The organism is Streptomyces swartbergensis, assembly GCF_002148965.1.
GTDB lineage: Bacteria > Actinomycetota > Actinomycetes > Streptomycetales > Streptomycetaceae > Streptomyces > Streptomyces swartbergensis.
On the sequence record NZ_NGFN01000192.1, the window covers coordinates 1 to 16,204 of the forward strand.

General features: G+C 71.9%; 15 protein-coding genes. 7 read left to right on the forward strand and 8 right to left on the reverse strand.

Annotated features, from left to right (window positions below; all coding sequences use genetic code 11):
- Positions 1-167 precede the first annotated feature (167 nt).
- The 5 genes from CA983_RS26660 (at position 168) to folE (ending at position 6,123) form a co-directional block, all read left to right on the forward strand.
- Positions 168-1,310, forward strand: a complete 1,143-nt coding sequence (locus CA983_RS26660) for a zinc-dependent metalloprotease (RefSeq protein ID WP_086603385.1) — start codon at positions 168-170, stop codon at positions 1,308-1,310.
- Between the two features lie 196 nt (positions 1,311-1,506).
- Positions 1,507-2,541 (forward strand): tRNA lysidine(34) synthetase TilS, encoded by a 1,035-nt coding sequence (gene tilS / locus CA983_RS26665; protein WP_086603386.1) that lies wholly within the window; start codon positions 1,507-1,509, stop codon positions 2,539-2,541.
- 59 nt (positions 2,542-2,600) lie between these two features.
- Positions 2,601-3,161, forward strand: coding sequence for a hypoxanthine phosphoribosyltransferase (hpt, locus tag CA983_RS26670; protein ID WP_031115895.1), 561 nt, complete (start codon positions 2,601-2,603; stop codon positions 3,159-3,161).
- Positions 3,162-3,347: 186 nt separating this feature from the next.
- Entirely contained in the window at positions 3,348-5,390 is a 2,043-nt protein-coding gene (gene ftsH / locus CA983_RS26675; RefSeq protein WP_086603387.1) for an ATP-dependent zinc metalloprotease FtsH, read from the forward strand.
- A gap of 127 nt (positions 5,391-5,517) precedes the next feature.
- Positions 5,518-6,123, forward strand: coding sequence for a GTP cyclohydrolase I FolE (gene folE / locus CA983_RS26680; RefSeq protein WP_086603388.1), 606 nt, complete (start codon positions 5,518-5,520; stop codon positions 6,121-6,123).
- A gap of 9 nt (positions 6,124-6,132) precedes the next feature.
- Here folE and CA983_RS26685 read toward each other — a convergent pair whose 3' ends face one another.
- The 6 genes from CA983_RS26685 to CA983_RS26710 all read right to left on the reverse strand — a co-directional run bounded on the left by CA983_RS26685 (position 6,133) and on the right by CA983_RS26710 (position 11,177).
- Entirely contained in the window at positions 6,133-6,621 is a 489-nt protein-coding gene (locus CA983_RS26685) for a DUF3180 domain-containing protein (protein ID WP_086603389.1), read from the reverse strand.
- Between the two features lie 59 nt (positions 6,622-6,680).
- Positions 6,681-7,292 carry a 2-amino-4-hydroxy-6-hydroxymethyldihydropteridine diphosphokinase gene (folK, locus tag CA983_RS26690; RefSeq protein WP_086603390.1) on the reverse strand — a complete coding sequence of 204 codons (612 nt, stop codon included), beginning with the start codon at positions 7,290-7,292 and terminating at the stop codon, positions 6,681-6,683.
- Positions 7,289-7,648, reverse strand: coding sequence for a dihydroneopterin aldolase (gene folB / locus CA983_RS26695; RefSeq protein ID WP_086603391.1), 360 nt, complete (start codon positions 7,646-7,648; stop codon positions 7,289-7,291). Before folB ends, folK begins: the two co-directional genes overlap by 4 nt.
- A gap of 237 nt (positions 7,649-7,885) precedes the next feature.
- Positions 7,886-8,392 carry a nuclear transport factor 2 family protein gene (locus CA983_RS26700; protein WP_086603392.1) on the reverse strand — a complete coding sequence of 169 codons (507 nt, stop codon included), beginning with the start codon at positions 8,390-8,392 and terminating at the stop codon, positions 7,886-7,888.
- Complete coding sequence (gene folP, locus CA983_RS26705; protein WP_086603393.1) at positions 8,389-9,270, reverse strand: dihydropteroate synthase; 882 nt, start codon at positions 9,268-9,270, stop codon at positions 8,389-8,391. Before folP ends, CA983_RS26700 begins: the two co-directional genes overlap by 4 nt.
- Before the next feature lie 62 nt (positions 9,271-9,332).
- The gene (locus CA983_RS26710) at positions 9,333-11,177 is read right to left on the reverse strand and encodes a phosphatidylglycerol lysyltransferase domain-containing protein (protein ID WP_086603394.1); all 1,845 of its coding nucleotides are present in this window, start codon (positions 11,175-11,177) and stop codon (positions 9,333-9,335) included.
- 240 nt (positions 11,178-11,417) lie between these two features.
- Here CA983_RS26710 and CA983_RS26715 point away from each other — a divergent pair, with 240 nt between their 5' ends.
- Both CA983_RS26715 and CA983_RS26720 read left to right on the forward strand, forming a co-directional pair.
- On the forward strand, positions 11,418-12,542 hold the full coding sequence (locus CA983_RS26715) for an alpha/beta hydrolase (RefSeq protein ID WP_167407471.1): 1,125 nt from the start codon (positions 11,418-11,420) through the stop codon (positions 12,540-12,542).
- Between the two features lie 139 nt (positions 12,543-12,681).
- Positions 12,682-13,878, forward strand: a complete 1,197-nt coding sequence (locus CA983_RS26720; RefSeq protein WP_086603396.1) for a coiled-coil domain-containing protein — start codon at positions 12,682-12,684, stop codon at positions 13,876-13,878.
- A gap of 61 nt (positions 13,879-13,939) precedes the next feature.
- Here the strand turns inward: CA983_RS26720 and CA983_RS26725 are convergent, their stop codons facing one another.
- A complete protein-coding gene (locus CA983_RS26725; protein WP_086603398.1) occupies positions 13,940-15,229 on the reverse strand; it encodes a PH domain-containing protein in 1,290 nt (429 codons plus the stop codon).
- A 338-nt stretch (positions 15,230-15,567) separates the two neighbouring features.
- Positions 15,568-15,990, reverse strand: coding sequence for a PH domain-containing protein (locus tag CA983_RS26730; RefSeq protein WP_107500284.1), 423 nt, complete (start codon positions 15,988-15,990; stop codon positions 15,568-15,570).
- Between the last annotated feature and the right edge of the window lie 214 nt (positions 15,991-16,204).

The window sequence follows — 16,204 nt, forward strand, 5'->3', positions numbered from 1 at the left end:
CCCCAGCCCCTGCCGGCCCCGGCACCTCGGCCACAACGCCCGGCACTCCCCCAGCCCCTGCCGGCCCCGGCACCTCGGCCACAACGCCCGGCACTCAAAAACGAACCCGGCGACCCCCAACCCTCGCCGCCCTGCCCCAGCGGCCAGCGCTCACGTACGGTTGACGCATGACGAGCATCGGTGGTGCTTCAACCGGCATGGTCGACTGGAATCTCGCGGTCGCGACCGCGACCCGGCTCGTACGGCCGGGCCCCGAGGTCAGCGCCGACGAGGCCCGGGCCGTCGTCGCGGAGCTGCGGCGGCATGCCAAGGCCTCGGAGGGACACGTCCGGGGCTTCACCCGTCTGGGCACGGAGGAGGGCCACGACACCCCCGTCCTGGTCGTCGACCGCCCGGGCTGGATCCGGGCGAACGTCGCCGGCTTCCGGGAACTGCTGAAGCCCCTGCTCGACAAGATGCAGGACCGGCGCGGCAACACCCCCGGCGGCGCGGTCATGAGCGCCGTCGGCGGCAAGGTCACCGGCGTGGAGCTGGGCATGCTCCTGTCCTTCCTGGCCTCCCGCGTCCTCGGCCAGTACGAGACCTTCGCCCCGGCCACGCGCCAGCTCCCGGCCGGCGGCCCCCCTGATTCACCGAGTGGCGGCGGCCGGCTCCTGCTCGTCGCCCCGAACATCGTGCACGTGGAGCGCGAACTGGACGTCGACCCGCACGACTTCAGGCTCTGGGTGTGCCTGCACGAGGAGACCCACCGCACGCAGTTCACCGCCGTGCCCTGGCTGCGCGACCACCTCGAGGGTGAGATCCAGTCCTTCCTGGGCGAGACCGACGTCGACCCCATGACCGTCCTGGAACGCGTACGCGAAGCCGCCCAGAGCCTCGCCGGGGGCCGCCCCGAGGCCGAGGAGGACGACGGCGGCCGCTCCTTCGTCGAGATCGTGCAGACCCCCGCCCAGCGCGAGATCCTCGGCCGCCTGACGGCCGTGATGTCCCTGCTGGAGGGTCACGCCGACTTCGTGATGGACGGCGTGGGACCGGACGTCGTACCGACCGTCGGGGAGATCCGCGAGAAGTTCCAGCAGCGCCGCGCCAAGGGCGCCTCCCGCCTGGACATGGCCCTGCGCAAGCTGCTCGGCCTGGACGCCAAGCTCCGGCAGTACCGGGACGGCGAACGCTTCGTACGGGCCGTCGTCGACGAGGTCGGCATGGACGGCTTCAACCGCGTGTGGACCTCGCCCAACACCCTCCCCACCAAGACGGAGATCGCCAAACCGGCGGACTGGATCGCGCGGGTGCATCGCAGGGCCGAGTAGTGAACATCGCGGGAAGGTCGTGAAAGGAATCGGGCCGACGGCAGGCGAACGCCCCTCCAATCACCCGTCCGAGGGACCGTGAGCGAGGGGTAGGCGTGCAATGCTCGGGGAACGGCCCGGTTCTGTCACCATCTACACACTCTGCGTGACCGACACTCGGGTTCACCCCCCGAAAACTTCATGAAGGGAACCGGACATGGGTCCCCATCCTGCGGTCGCGGCGATACGCCTGGCGGTCCGCCGCGTCCTCCACGACCTCCTCACCGAGCACCACCGCACCACCGCCGCACTCCCGCACGCCCCCTCGCACGAGCCGCCCCCGCCGCTCGTGCTCGTGGCATGCTCCGGCGGCGCCGACTCCATGGCCCTCGCCTCCGCCCTCGCCTTCGAGTCCCCCAAGCTCGGCATCAGAGCCGGCGGCGTGACCGTCGACCACGGTCTCCAGCCCGGCTCCGACGTACGGGCCGCGGAAGTCGTCCTGCGCCTGCGCGAACTCGGCCTTGACCCGGTCGATTCCGTCGCCGTGACCGTAGGCCGCGCGGGCGGACCCGAAGCCGCCGCCCGCGACGCCCGCTACGCCGCGCTCGACACCGCCGCCGAACGCCACGGCGCCGCCGCGGTCCTGCTCGGCCACACGCGGGACGACCAGGCCGAGACCGTCCTGCTCGGCCTCGCCCGGGGCTCCGGCATCCGCTCCCTGTCCGGCATGGCCGCGGTCTCGGGGACCGGCGGCCGTTACCGGCGGCCCTTCCTGGAACTCGACCGGCAGACCGCCCGCAAGGCCTGCATGGTCCAGTCCCTGCCCGTCTGGGACGACCCCCACAACGCCGACCCGGCCTACACCCGCTCCCGGCTGCGCCACGAGGGCCTGCCCGCCCTGGAGAAGGCCCTCGGCAAGGGCGTCGTGGAGGCCCTCGCCCGTACGGCCCAGCTCTCCCGCGACGACGCCGACGCCCTCGACTCCTGGGCCACCCAGGCCGAGGCCACCGTCCGCGACGCCGCCGGGCTCCTGGAGTGCGCGAAGCTCTACGCCCTGCCGCCCGCCGTACGCCGCCGGATCCTGCGCCGGGCCGCCATCGCGGCCGGTGCCCCGGCCGGTTCGCTGTTCGCCCGGCACATCGAGGAAGTCGACCGGTTGATCACCGGCTGGCGCGGTCAGGGTGCCATCAACCTCCCCGGCAAGGTCGTGGCCCGGCGGCAGGGTGGCAGACTGGTGATTCGGCAAGGCTGAATCACGTCCCCTCCGGGAAGTCGGTGGAGGGGCCGCTCAGTCCGGGACGACCGAAAGTGATGCGGGTGGACGCGAAAGACATGGGTGCCGACCTTCAGCAGGTACTCATCACCAAGGAAGAGATCGACGCCAAGCTGGCCGAGCTGGCCGCGAAGATCGACGCGGAGTACGCGGGCAAGGACCTGCTGATCGTCGGCGTCCTCAAGGGCGCGGTGATGGTGATGGCCGATCTCGCCCGGGCGCTGTCCACCCCCGTCACCATGGACTGGATGGCCGTATCCTCGTACGGGGCGGGCACCCAGTCCTCCGGTGTGGTGCGGATCCTCAAGGACCTCGACACCGACATCAAGGGCAAGCACGTCCTCATCGTCGAGGACATCATCGACTCCGGCCTGACCCTGTCCTGGCTGATCTCCAACCTCGGCTCGCGCGAGCCCGCCTCCCTCAAGGTGTGCACGCTGCTGCGCAAGCCCGAGGCCGCGAAGGTCGCCATCGACGTGGAATGGGTCGGGTTCGACATCCCCAACGAGTTCGTCGTGGGCTACGGCCTCGACTACGCCGAGAAGTACCGCAACCTCCCGTTCGTCGGTACGCTCGCGCCCCACGTGTACGGCGGCTGAAACTCCGGCCGCGGTGCCGTGACGGTGATCGGGAACCCCAGCGCGCTTCCCGCCGTTGGAGCATGCGTAGACGGATCGCCAGCCGTCCCGCGCGGCTTCAGGTGACAATGCTGGGGTACCGTCCGAAGAACAGGCTTTATCAAACTCACTATGGCAGGAGGGACGGGGCGGCACCGCTCCGTATGGATGGACGTGAAGCGATACTTCCGTGGGCCGGTCATGTGGATCGTGCTGGCCGTCCTTGCCGTGGTCGTGTTGATGCAGGTCGTCGGCTCGTCCGGCGGCTACAAGACGGTGGACACCGGCCAGGTCGTCCAGGCGATCAACCAGAACAAGGTGGAGTCGGCCAAGCTCACCACCGGCGATGACGAGACCATCAAGGTCACGCTCAAGAACGGCGTAAAGGTCGAGGGCAGCTCCAAGATCCAGGCGAGCTACATCGGCAACCAGGGCGAGGACATCGCCAGCACGCTGCAGAACAAGTTCCAGAACAAGCAGATCCCGGACGGCTACACGGTTTCGCCGTCCAAGCAGAACCCGTTCATCGGGATGCTGATCTCTTTCCTGCTTCCCTTGATTCTCATCGTGGTCCTCTTCCTGTTCCTGATGAACCAGATGCAGGGCGGCGGCTCCCGCGTCATGAACTTCGGGAAGTCCAAGGCCAAGCTCATCACCAAGGACACCCCCAAGACGACGTTCTCGGACGTCGCCGGTTCGGACGAGGCCGTCGAGGAGCTCCACGAGATCAAGGAGTTCCTCCAGGAACCGGCCAAGTTCCAGGCCGTCGGCGCCAAGATCCCCAAGGGCGTTCTGCTCTACGGGCCTCCCGGCACCGGCAAGACCCTGCTCGCGCGTGCCGTCGCGGGTGAGGCCGGGGTGCCGTTCTACTCGATCTCCGGTTCCGACTTCGTCGAGATGTTCGTCGGTGTCGGTGCCTCCCGGGTCCGTGACCTGTTCGAGCAGGCCAAGGCGAACGCCCCGGCGATCGTCTTCGTCGACGAGATCGACGCGGTCGGCCGCCACCGCGGCGCCGGCCTCGGCGGTGGGCACGACGAGCGCGAGCAGACGCTGAACCAGCTGCTCGTCGAGATGGACGGCTTCGACGTCAAGGGCGGTGTGATCCTCATCGCCGCGACGAACCGGCCCGACATCCTCGACCCGGCGCTGCTTCGCCCCGGCCGCTTCGACCGGCAGATCGCCGTCGACCGCCCGGACATGCAGGGCCGTCTGGAGATCCTGAAGGTTCACCAGAAGGGCAAGCCGGTCGCCCCGGATGTCGACCTGTCGGCCATGGCCCGCCGTACGCCCGGTATGACGGGTGCCGATCTGGCCAACGTGCTGAACGAGGCCGCCCTGCTGACGGCCCGCAGCGACAAGAAGCTGATCGACAACAGCATGCTCGACGAGGCGATCGACCGTGTGGTCGCGGGCCCGCAGAAGCGGACCCGGATCATGTCGGACAAGGAGAAGAAGATCACCGCGTACCACGAGGGCGGTCACGCCCTGGTCGCGGCGGCCTCGCCGAACTCCGATCCCGTCCACAAGATCACGATCCTGTCGAGAGGCCGTGCCCTCGGTTACACGATGGTGCTGCCGGACGAGGACAAGTACTCGACCACGCGCAACGAGATGCTGGACCAGCTGGCCTACATGCTGGGCGGCCGCGCGGCCGAGGAGCTCGTCTTCCACGACCCGACGACGGGTGCCGCCAACGACATCGAGAAGGCCACAGGCCTGGCCCGCGCGATGGTCACGCAGTACGGCATGACCGAGCGTCTCGGCGCGATCAAGTTCGGTGGCGACAACACCGAGCCGTTCCTCGGGCGTGAGATGTCTCACCAGCGCGACTACTCGGAAGAGGTCGCGGCGCTCGTCGACGAAGAGGTCAAGAAGCTCATCGAGACGGCGCACAACGAGGCCTGGGAGATCCTGGTCGAGAACCGCGACGTCCTCGACAACCTGGTGCTGCAGCTGTTGGAGAAGGAGACGCTGGGCAAGGAGGAGATCGCCGAGATCTTCGCCCCCATCGTCAAGCGCCCGCCCAGGCCCGCCTGGACCGGCTCCTCCCGTCGTACGCCGTCCACCCGCCCGCCGGTCCTCTCCCCCAAGGAGCTGGCCCTGACGAACGGGGCGAACGGCGCGACGCCGGCCATCACCACCGCGAAGAGCACCGCGGCGGAGCCCGCCCCGGCGCCCGAGCGAGCCCCGGAGGACCGCCCCGAGAGCTGACACGCTCTCCCGGTGGCCCCACCGGGCCCGGAATGGATGCCGCGCCCCCCAGGTTTTAGCCTGGGGGGCGCGGCTTTGCGCCATCTGCGCCGGCCGCCCCCTGATGGACACAGGAACGAGGCACCAGATGACCGACCCCGTGACGCTGGACGGCGAGGGCCAGATCGGCGAGTTCGACGAGAAGCGGGCCGAGAACGCCGTACGGGAGCTGCTGATCGCGGTCGGCGAGGACCCTGACCGCGAGGGGCTCCGCGAGACACCGGCGCGGGTGGCGCGGGCGTACAAGGAGATATTCGCGGGGCTGTGGCAGAAGCCCGAGGACGTGCTGACGACGACGTTCGACATCGGGCACGACGAGCTGGTCCTTGTGAAGGACATTGAGGTGTACTCGACATGCGAGCACCATCTGGTGCCGTTCCGGGGCGTCGCCCACGTCGGGTACATCCCCGCCACCAGCGGGAAGATCACCGGGCTGTCCAAGCTGGCCCGGCTCGTGGACGTCTACGCCCGGCGTCCGCAGGTGCAGGAACGACTCACCACGCAGATCGCGGACTCGCTGATGGAGATCCTGGAGCCGCGCGGGGTCATCGTGGTCGTGGAGTGCGAGCACATGTGCATGTCGATGCGCGGGATCCGCAAGCCCGGCGCGAAGACGCTGACGTCGGCCGTGCGGGGGCAGCTGCGGGACGCGGCGACGCGCAACGAGGCCATGAGCCTCATCATGGCGCGCTGACGCCGGGCGTCACACGGTCGGGGCCGCCCCCGTGCCGTCGTGTTCGTCGTCCTCCGGGAGCTTGCAGACGCGCTCCAGGAAGAGGGCGGCCGCTATGACGCCGATGCCCGCGAGGACCGAGAAGCCGGCGGAGATGGCCTGGTCGCGGCGGGCGGGGTTGTCGAGGGACTCCAGGAGGAAGACGCCGGTGCCGCCGTACATGCCGGCGACGAGGGCGGCGACCAGGGCGCTGGCCTGGCCGAAGACGACCGCGCGGGCCGCCATCATGGGGTCGACGCCCTTGGCGTCGGGCTGCCGCTCGCGCTGGTCCTTCAGACGGGCGCGGATCGAGAGCGCCGTGGCCAGCAGGACCACGGCGATCAGAGCCAGGACGATGGGGGCGGCCAGGGGGACGCTCGGCAGGGTCCCGATCGAGTTCCACAGGCGGGCGCCCGCCCAGGACAGCACCCCTGCCACGACGAAGACGCCGGCCAGCACCCTGWTGCGCAGCTCTTTCACAGTGTCCCTTCGGTTCCCCCGGCTCCGGCCTGGTTGTGCGGCCGTCTCGACCTTAACGGCTACTCGGGCAGCCGGAGTTCCAAGTCCGGGCGGGGCGCCACGCCGTCGCGGGTGACGGCGTCCAGCAGACCGGCGACCGGGCCGCGCCCGGGCAGCTGCGCCTCGGGGTCCAGGTCGTGCCAGGGGGCCAGGACGAAGGCGCGCTCGTGGGCGCGGGGGTGGGGGAGGGTGAGCTGCGGGTCGTCGGAGACGACGTCGGCGTAGGAGACGATGTCGACGTCCAGGGTGCGGGGGCCCCAGCGCTCGTCCCGGACGCGGTGGAAGGCCTCCTCCACCGCGTGCGCGCRCTCCAGGAGCGAGGACGGCGGCAGGGTGGTCTTCAGGACCACGACCGCGTTGAAGTAGGCGGGCTGGCTGCCGGGCTCCACGCCCCAGGGTTCGGTCTCGTAGACCGGGGAGACGGCCTTGATGCGGACGCCTGGGGTGTCCTCCAGGGCGTCGATGGCTCCCTGGAGGGTCTCCAGGCGGTTGCCGAGGTTGGAGCCGAGGGCGACCACGGCCCGTTTCGGGTTGCTGAGCGTGGTGTCGGCGGCGTCGACCTTCTCGACGACGGAGGCGGGTACCGGCTGAACGGTCGGGTCGCTGGGACCCTTGAGGAAGGGCGCAGTCATACTCGGCTCCGGGTGATGGTGACGGTCACGTCGTCGAAGGGGACCGTGATCGGGGCGTCCGGCTTGTGGACGCAGACCTCGACCTGCTGAACCCCCTCGTGCTTCAGACAGACCTGGGCGATGCGCTCGGCGAGCGTCTCGATGAGGTTGACGGGCTCGCCTTGGACGACGGCCACGACCTCCTCGGCCACGATGCCGTAGTGCACGGTCTTCGCCAGGTCGTCGTCGGCCGCGGCCGGCCGGGTGTCCAGGCCGAGGACGAGGTCCACGATGAAGGTCTGGCCCTCCTCGCGTTCCCTCGGGAACACACCGTGGTGCCCGCGGGCCTTCAGGCCGCGCAGCGCGACACGATCCACGCGAATCACTCCTGCAGTCGTCGGTCACGGCCGGTCCGTGCCGTGTGCGGACGGCACACCGGCCTCGGTCGAATCTACCTGCGAGCCCGGACGGGGCTGGGCCACGGGGGCGGGGGCCCGGGCCGGGACCGGCAGGATTCACCCGGCGTTTCCCCTGGGGAACCCGGCGGCTCACGGGTTGGTAGCCACCCCTGCCCGCGGGTTCGTGATTCCCACCACTTCCTGGCACGTACCCACTCAGGCGGGGGTGTCGTCCTGCTCGTCCTCGTCGGTTTCGGCCAGAACGGGGGAAGCGTGGTGCGACCAGAGTTTCCACCCCGCGGGCGTGCGCCGGAACACGTTGGTGGCGACCACGAGCTGTCCGACGAGCGGGCCGAGCTCCTCACCCTCGCCCTCGGGGGCGGGGCCGCCGCTGAGGATGTTCTCCGTGCAGGTCACCAGGGCGGTGTCGCCGGTCACCGAGACGTGCACGTCGGTGAGGAAGAACTGGATGTAGTCGGTGTTCGCCATGATCAGCGCGTACGACCGGAGGACCTCGCCGCGGCCGGTGAGCACCGGCCAGCCGGGGTGCACGCAGGAGACCACGCCGGTGTCGGCCGGGTCGTGGTAGGTCTCGTCGACGCCCAGGTCGGAGGGGGTCAGCCAGAGCGACGCCAGCTCTTCGAAGTCGCCCCGTTCCAGTGCCTCGTAGAAGGCGGTGTTGGCGGCCTCGACCTGTTCGACGTCGGTGTGGGGGGCGCTCACCGGGTTCCTTCTGCGCCGGTGCGTGCTTCTGCGATGGCGTGGGCGACGCGTACGGCGTCCGCCGTGGCGCGTACCTCGTGCACGCGTACCGCCCACGCGCCGGCGTGCGCCGCGAGCGCGGAGACGGCCGCGGTGGCGGCGTCGCGTTCGCGTGCGGGCGGGGGCGGGCCGTCCGGGCCGGCGAGGACCCGGCCGAGGAAGCGTTTGCGGGAGGCGGCGACGAGCAACGGGTGGCCGAGGGCGAGGACCCGGTCGAGGCGCGCGATGAGCGCGAGGTCGTGCTCGGCGTCCTTGGAGAAGCCGAGGCCGGGGTCGACGACGACCCGGTCGGGGGCGATGCCGCCCGCCAGCACGGCCTCCACGCGCGCGTGCAGCTCGTCGACGACCTCGGTGACGACGTCGGCGTACACGCCCCTGACGTTGCCGCCCTGGAGGAAGCCGCGCCAGTGCATGACGACGAAGGGGGCGCCGGCGTCGGCGACGGCCGGGATCATGCGAGGGTCGGCGAGGCCGCCGCTGACGTCGTTGACGAGGGCGGCGCCGGCCGCGAGGGCCCGTTCGGCGACGGAGGCGCGCATGGTGTCGACCGAGACGGTGACGCCCTCGGAGGCCAGCCCGCGCACGACGGGGACGACACGGCGGAGTTCCTCGGCCTCGTCCACCCGGGTGGCGCCGGGGCGGGTCGACTCGCCGCCGACGTCGACCAGGTCCGCGCCCTCGGTGACCAGGTCGAGGCCGTGCTTGACGGCGGCCGTGGTGTCGAAGAAGCGGCCGCCGTCGGAGAAGGAGTCGGGGGTGACGTTCACGACTCCCATGACCGCGCAGCGGTCCCATTCCGGTAGGCCCGCCACGCGCCCGCGTCCGCTCTGGTTGCTCATATGTTCAGCGTAGGCCCCGGCGGGGGCCGTCAGGCGCTGCGGCCCGGGTCGGTCCGGACGGGTCACGCCGCTCGGACGCTCCGTTCCGTCGTCGTGCTGTGGGGGCACGGGCGGCGGCCCGCGGGGCGACGGCGGCGCAGGAAGCGCGGCAGGGGCAGGGCGAGGTTGACGAAGCCCTCGGCCTGCATGGCGGCGAAACCGATGCGGGGCAGGTCGCCGGAGGCCCGGTAGACGACGAAGCGGGGCTCCCAGCGCGGCTGGAACTTGGCGTTGAACTTGTAGAGCGACTCGATCTGGAACCAGCGGGAGAGGAAGACCAGCAGTCCGCGCCAGGCGCGCAGCACCGGGCCGGCGCCGATCTTCTCGCCGCGGGCCAGCGCCGAGCGGAACATGGCGAAGTTGAGGGAGACGCGCGCGATACCGAGCTTCGGGGCGGCCTGGAGGGCGGCCACGATGAGCAGTTCGTTCATGCCGGGGTCGGCGGAGCGGTCGCGGCGCATGAGGTCCAGGGAGGCGCCGTCGGTGCCCCAGGGCACGAAGTGCAGGATCGCCTTCAGGTCGCCGTAGGGGCCGGGGTGGTCGTCCTGCTTGTGGGCGGTGGCGATGAGGCAGTCGCCGTCCGCGGGGTCGCCGACGCGGCCCAGGGCCATGGAGAAGCCGCGCTCGGTGTCGGTGCCGCGCCAGTCGTCGGCGGCGCGGCGGATGCGCTCCAGCTCGGCCTCGCCGACGTCACGGACACGTCGTACCCGGGTCTCGTAACCGGCGCGCTCGATGCGTTTGACCATCTGGCGCACGTTGCGCATCGCGCGGCCGGCCAGTGAGAAATCCGCGACGTCCACCACCGCCTCGTCGCCCAGTTCGAGGGCGTCGAGCCCGGTTTCGCGGGTCCACACCTCGCCGCCGGTCTCGGAGCAGCCCATCACGGCCGGTGTCCAGGAGTGGGCCTTGGCCTCGTCCATGAACCGTTCGATGGCGCCCGGCCAGGCCTCGACGTCGCCGATCGGGTCGCCGCTGGCGAGCATGACGCCGGAGACCACGCGGTAGGTCACGGCCGCCTTGCCGCTGGGGGAGAAGACGACGGCCTTGTCGCGGCGCAGCGCGAAGTGGCCGAGGGAGTCGCGGCCGCCGTGCCGCTCCAGCAGGGCGCGCAGCCGTGCCTCGTCCTCCTCGGTGAGCTGCGCGGCCGGGTGTTCGGGGCGGAAGGCCAGGTAGATGGTGGTGACGGCGGTGAGCAGGCCGAGGGCGCCGAGCGAGAAGGCGACGGTCCAGGAGGTGTTGCCCTGGTAGTCGACCGGGCCCTCGAAGCCGAACAGTCCGTAGATGACGTGGGTGATGCGGTCGGCCAGGCTCGGGTCGCCGAGCATGCGCTCGCCGTGGACGCTGACGATGAGCAGGCCCAGCAGCAGCGAACCGGCGCTCATCAGCACGAAGTTGGCGAGGGCCCGCCAGCGGCTGCGCGGGTCGGGCAGGGCCGAGAACTGGTCGCGGTGGCGCAGCAGGGGCGCCAGCAGGGCCAGTGAGATGAGCACGCCCACGATCGAGTGCCGGTACGTGAACTGTGCGACGGCACCGGCGGGCAGCAGGGCCACCGCCGCCCGCCAGGCCCGGCGCTTGCCGCGCTTGAGGCCGTGGGCGAGCAGCAGCAGCAGCACCCCGGTGCTGAGGGACAGTGCGGCGGCGAACGGGCCGAGCGCGCCGGGCAGTACCTCGGCGATGGCGTGCATCCGGCTGTGCCGGAAGCGTGGGAAGACGCCCGCGGCGATGTCCAGGACGCCCACCAGGGCGCAGGCTCTGCCGACCAGGACCGGGACGGCCTCGGGGCGTGGACCGGGCAGCCGGTGGCGCACACGGCTCACACGGCCCGTACCGGCCGCGGTGGTTCCGTGACTCGGAACCTCGCCCGACATTTCCTCATCTGTCCTGACAGACATCGCATCCCATAGTTCTGCGAGAGACCTTGGATCCGGTGCCGATTCGGGCATCCGGCGACATTGCGCCCTCTAGGACGGTGTCTCGGGGGGAGAGGTTCACTCCCTTCGTCAAAGCCGTTTCAAAGGCCATGGAAAGTTCGGGACAAGTGCTCGCGAAGGTGTGAGTGCGGTGAGAGACCCCGGACGGAAAGCGCGGACAGGTAACCACCGATGGGTCTGGGTCTCACGAGCAACAAGGTGCTGGTGCTGGCGGTACTGTCCGCCGTGCTGCTGTTCGCCGGCACGGTCTGGCTGTGGCCACGGCTGGCCCGGCGCAGTTGGCGGGCCGTGGGCGGGCGGGTCGGCCTGCTGCTCGCCACGCAGCTGGCGCTGTTCGCCGCGGTGGGCCTCGCCGCCAATCAGGCCTTCGGTTTCTACGCGAGCTGGGCGGACCTGTTCGGGCAGGAGAAGGACCAGGGCGTGGTCGTCGACCACACGCCGGGCGGCGGTCCGTTGGAGGTGGTGGGCTCGCGCCGGGTGCCGGGGGCCGGCGGAGTGAGTCCCCGGGCGGGCGGCCGGATCCAGCAGATCGAGATCGTGGGGCGTACGACGCGCATCGCCACGCCCGCGTACGTCTATCTGCCGCCGGAGTACTTCCAGCCGCGGTACCGCACCCGTACGTTCCCCACGGCCGTCGTGCTGACCGGTTACCCGGGCACGGCCTCGGCGCTGGTGGAGAAGCTGCACTATCCGCGTACGGCACTGGAGCTGGCCCGGGAGGGCCGGATGCCGCCGATGATCCTGGTGATGCTGCGGCCCACGGTGGCGCCGCCCCGCGACACCGAGTGCGTGGACGTCCCGGGCGGTCCGCAGACCGAGTCGTTCTTCGCCAGGGATCTGCCCGACGCGTTGCGCACGCACTACCGGGTGGCCGATAAGCCGGGCGGTCTGGGCATCATCGGCAACTCGACGGGCGGCTACTGCGCCTTGAAGATCGCCATGCACCATCCCGATGTGTATGCCGCCGGGGCGGGCTTGTCCGCGTACTACAAGGCGCCGATCGACGCCACGACGGGCGATCTCTTCCAGGGCGACAAGGGGCTGCGGAATCGCGCCGACCTGTGGTGGTACCTCAAGCACCGGCCCGCTCCCGACACTTCACTGCTCGTCACCAGCAGCAGGTCCGGCGAGTCCAACTACCGGGACACGATGCGGTTCATAGAGCGGGTGGCGGCCACCGGGCGGACGCGGATCTCGTCGATCATCCTGGAAAGCGGCGGGCACAACTTCAACACCTGGCGGCGCGAGATTCCGGCGACGCTGGAGTGGATCGGCGGGCGGCTGAACGGGCGTTTGAAATGATCTTGGGAATTCGTTCCCGAGCCCCGAGGAGCCGATTCCGCTTCTTCCCGAGTTCCGATCTCGTGTGAACGCTTCGGTGTGGCTTTGTTTTTGCGGGGTGGGTCACCATGATTCGCCTACGCGCGGTAAGTTTCTGGCCATGCCACGTGGACGTCACCGCCATTCCCCGCCCTTGCACAGGCTGCTGCCCCCGTCGGCGATCGCAGGCGTCTCCCTCGTCTGCGCCCTGGGGCCCTGGGTGTTCACGGAGCCGATGGTGCTCCGCGGTCTGGCCGCGGCCGCCGCGGCGACGGCTGTCGTCGGCGCGGTCGTGCTCCGCCGCTGGGACACCCAGGCGGGCAAGCGCGTCGCCGACCTCACGCGCGCGCGTGCGAGCGACGAGTGGCGCTTCGAGGAGCGGGTCGCCGAACTGGAGGCCGACCTGGAGGAGTCCCGCGAGCTGCGCGCGAAGCTGGAGCAGCGGCTGCGCGCCAAGCGCACGGAACTGGCCGGACTGCGCAACGAGCACGCCGCACTGCTGCGCCGGTACGCCACCGCCGAGACCGAGCGCGCGAGCGTCCTGGAGGAACGCCGGGTGCTCGAGATAGAGGCGACGGCTCCGGTGCGGGCCGCGCTGCCCGCGGGGGCGGCTCAGACGGCGGATGCTCCGGCGGACGCGGAGGAGGCGGCTGCCGTTGAGGCGGAGGGACTTGCYGCCGAGGAGCAGACGGCGATTCCCGCGGTGTTCTCGCCGGAGGGCTCCCGGCTGTTCCGGCGTGCCGCGGCGGCGCTCGCCCGGTTCGACGGCGACTCGGCCCCGGACCCGGACGGGGGCGGGGGCGGCGACGGCGTACCGAAGGGCGACGACGCGGAGCCCGCGCGGGACGACCGGAAGGACGACCAGCGGGAGCAGTCGCGGGAGGACGAGGCGCAGGGGCAGTCCGAGGCGGTCGCCGGACACGAGCGAGCGACCGCCGCGACCGCCACCGCCGCCGAGGCCGGGCGACTCCCGCAGCCGCAGCCGCAGCCGCAGCCTGCCTCCTCGGGTCACTACACCGTGCCGACCGCTGTCGCCGTGGCGCCCCAGACGCCGGTACGGCGCCACGTGTCCGACGGCGGGTTCGACTTCTTCGGTACGAAGCAGGGCACGTCGCGGGCCGCCCTGGAGGCCGTGCAGAACGAGGACCTGGCCGATGTCGTCGGTCAGGAGGCCCTCGCGCTGCACAAGGCCGAGACCAAGGCCCGGTTCAAGCCGGCGGACGAGGAGTCCCGCGGCATCGGCCAGGTCATCGACCTGACGGCGCACGACGAGACGGAGCAGATCGACGTACAGGGGCTGCGGAGCGCGGTTTCCTGACGTCCACGCCGCTGAGAAGGCCCCCCGGCCGCAGCTGGGGGGCCTTCGCCTTTCCGTCGGGTCACGCCATCCAGCGGTCCGGCCGCGCGTCCCTGCGCCCGGTCCGCGACCGCTCCGCCTGCGCCTGAAGCAGCTCGCGCGCTTCGGCCGCGTCCCGCAGCCTCGCCCGCACCGTCTTGTTCGCCCCCGTGTCCACACACACGTCGGCCAGGCCCCGGGCCCGCTCCCACGGCCCCTGCGTCATCCGTACGCTCTGCACCTTCGCGTGCGGCACCAGTGCGAGGCTCCGCCGCAGCAGCCCCGACCGTGCCGCGAACACCGCGTCCGTGACGGCGAGTCCGTACCCGCGCCACCACACCGGCACGCACCACCGGGCGCGGCGCGGCGAGGGCGACAGGGCCGCCTGCTCCGGCACGGTCACCCCGGGCAGTACGCGCGCGACGACGACCTCCGCGATCTCGCGCGGGGCGACCGGCACCAGCACGGAGTTGGAGGAGCCGGCCACGTCCAGCTCCACGCGCACCCAACCGCGCCGCCGCCACAGCAGGGGCTCCACGATCCGCACGGTCTGCACCCGGCCCGGCGGCACCGTCTCGTGGGCCCGGTCCAGCAGGCCGTGGTCGAGGCGCAGCCCGTCGGGCGACTCGGCCACCGTCCAGTCGTACTCGGCGACGAACCGCCCCACGCTGCTCGCGCCCGCCGCGCCCAGCAGGGGCAGGGCGACGGCCAGGACCGTCCACAGGCTCTCCGTGGCCAGCCACAGCACCGGCGGCACGACGAGCGCCGCGGCCAGCGACCCCCAGGTCGCCCCGCTCAGCACCAGCGACATGGCGAGCACGCCGGGCGGCACCCGCAGCATCTGCCGGGACGGCGCCTCCCCGACCTCGTGCGCGGTCTCGGGCGCGAATCCGGCGGCGCGGGCGAGCAGTTCGGCCCGCAGTGCCCGCGCTTCGTCCGCGCCCAGGAAGGCCAGCTCGTCCTTCTTGTCGGTGCCTATGACGTCGAGTTTGAGCTTGGCGACGCCCGCGACCCGCGCGAGCAGCGGCTGGGTGACGTCGACGGCCTGGAGCCGCTCCAGCCGGATGTGCGCGGTGCGCCGGAACACCAGTCCGGTACGGATGCGCAGTTCGGTCTCGGTCACCGCGAAGTGCGTGAACCACCAGGAGCAGAAGCCGTACAGGGCCGCGGCCGGGAGGATCACGGCGAGGCCGATCAGCAGCGTGGTCGTGTCCAGCCGGGTCAGATGGCGCTGCGCCCCGTCGGGGTCGTGCACCGCCCAGCCGATCACCACGGCGACCGGCGCCCAGGCCCGCCTGAGCGGCGTGACGGGGTGCAGCCGCCGCTCGGCGATCCCGTTGCCGTTCCCGGCCGTCCGGGTGGCCTCGGGGGCCTCGGCGTTCCCGGCGTTCCGGGCATCCCCGGCAGCCCCGGTGTCCCCGGCGACCTCGGCGGCGGTCCGGGGGGCCTCGGCGTTCCGGGCGGTCCGGGTGGCCTCGGTTTCCCCGGCGTTTCCGGCGGTCCGGGCAGCCCCGGTTTCCCCGGCGGCCTCGGCGGCGGCCCCGGCGTCCCCGGCGGTCCGGGTGGCCTCGGTGTCCCCGGCGTTCCCGGCGGTCCGGGCAGTCCCGGCAGCCCCAGTGTCCCCGGCGGCCTCGGCGGCGGCCCCGGCGTCCCCGGCGGCCTCGGGCGCCGTCACAGCCCGGCCGATCGGGCCTCGCCCAGCTCGGTGAGCCGGTCGCGCAGCCGCTCCGCCTCGGCCGGGTCCAGGCCGGGGATGGTCGCGTCGGTCGCCGCGGCGGCCGTGTGCAGCTGCACGCTGGCCAGCCCGAAGTGCCGCTCGACGGGCCCGGAGGCGACCTCCACCAGCTGCATCCGCCCGTACGGCACGACCGTCTCCTCGTGCCACAGCACGCCCCGGCTGATCAGCAGGTCGTCGGCGCGCTCGGCGTACCGCCAGGAACGCCAGTTGCGCTCCAGCATCACCCAGCCCCAGGCCATCAGCGCCAGCGGCGGCAGCGCGAAGGCGGCCCAGGCCGGCCCGGCCAGCAGGCCCGGCACCAGCCCGGCGGCCAGGCTGATCAGCCCCAGCCACACCACCAGCAGCAGCCGCCGCATCTTCAGCAGCCCCGGCGTCCCCGGCGGTCCGGGTGGCCTCGGTGTCCCCGGCGTTCCCGGCGGTCCGGGCAGTCCCGGCAGCCCCAGTGTCCCCGGCGGCCTCGGCGGCGGCCCCGGCGTCCCCGGCGGCCTCGGGCGCCGTCACAGCCCGGCCGATCGGGCCTCGCCCAGCTCGGTGAGCCGGTCGCGCAGCCGCTCCGCCTCGGCCGGGTCC

What these genes read in the sequence shown, in the direction of transcription:
- CA983_RS26660 (WP_086603385.1), top strand. Translation starts at nt 168, where the DNA reads ATGACGAGCATCGGTGGTGCTTCAACCGGCATGGTCGACTGGAATCTC.
- tilS (WP_086603386.1), top strand. Translation starts at nt 1,507, where the DNA reads ATGGGTCCCCATCCTGCGGTCGCGGCGATACGCCTGGCGGTCCGCCGC.
- hpt (WP_031115895.1), top strand. Translation starts at nt 2,601, where the DNA reads ATGCGGGTGGACGCGAAAGACATGGGTGCCGACCTTCAGCAGGTACTC.
- ftsH (WP_086603387.1), top strand. Translation starts at nt 3,348, where the DNA reads ATGGACGTGAAGCGATACTTCCGTGGGCCGGTCATGTGGATCGTGCTG.
- folE (WP_086603388.1), top strand. Translation starts at nt 5,518, where the DNA reads ATGACCGACCCCGTGACGCTGGACGGCGAGGGCCAGATCGGCGAGTTC.
- folP (WP_086603393.1), bottom strand. Translation starts at nt 9,270, where the DNA reads ATGAGCAACCAGAGCGGACGCGGGCGCGTGGCGGGCCTACCGGAATGG.
- CA983_RS26710 (WP_086603394.1), bottom strand. Translation starts at nt 11,177, where the DNA reads ATGTCGGGCGAGGTTCCGAGTCACGGAACCACCGCGGCCGGTACGGGC.
- CA983_RS26730 (WP_107500284.1), bottom strand. Translation starts at nt 15,990, where the DNA reads ATGCGGCGGCTGCTGCTGGTGGTGTGGCTGGGGCTGATCAGCCTGGCC.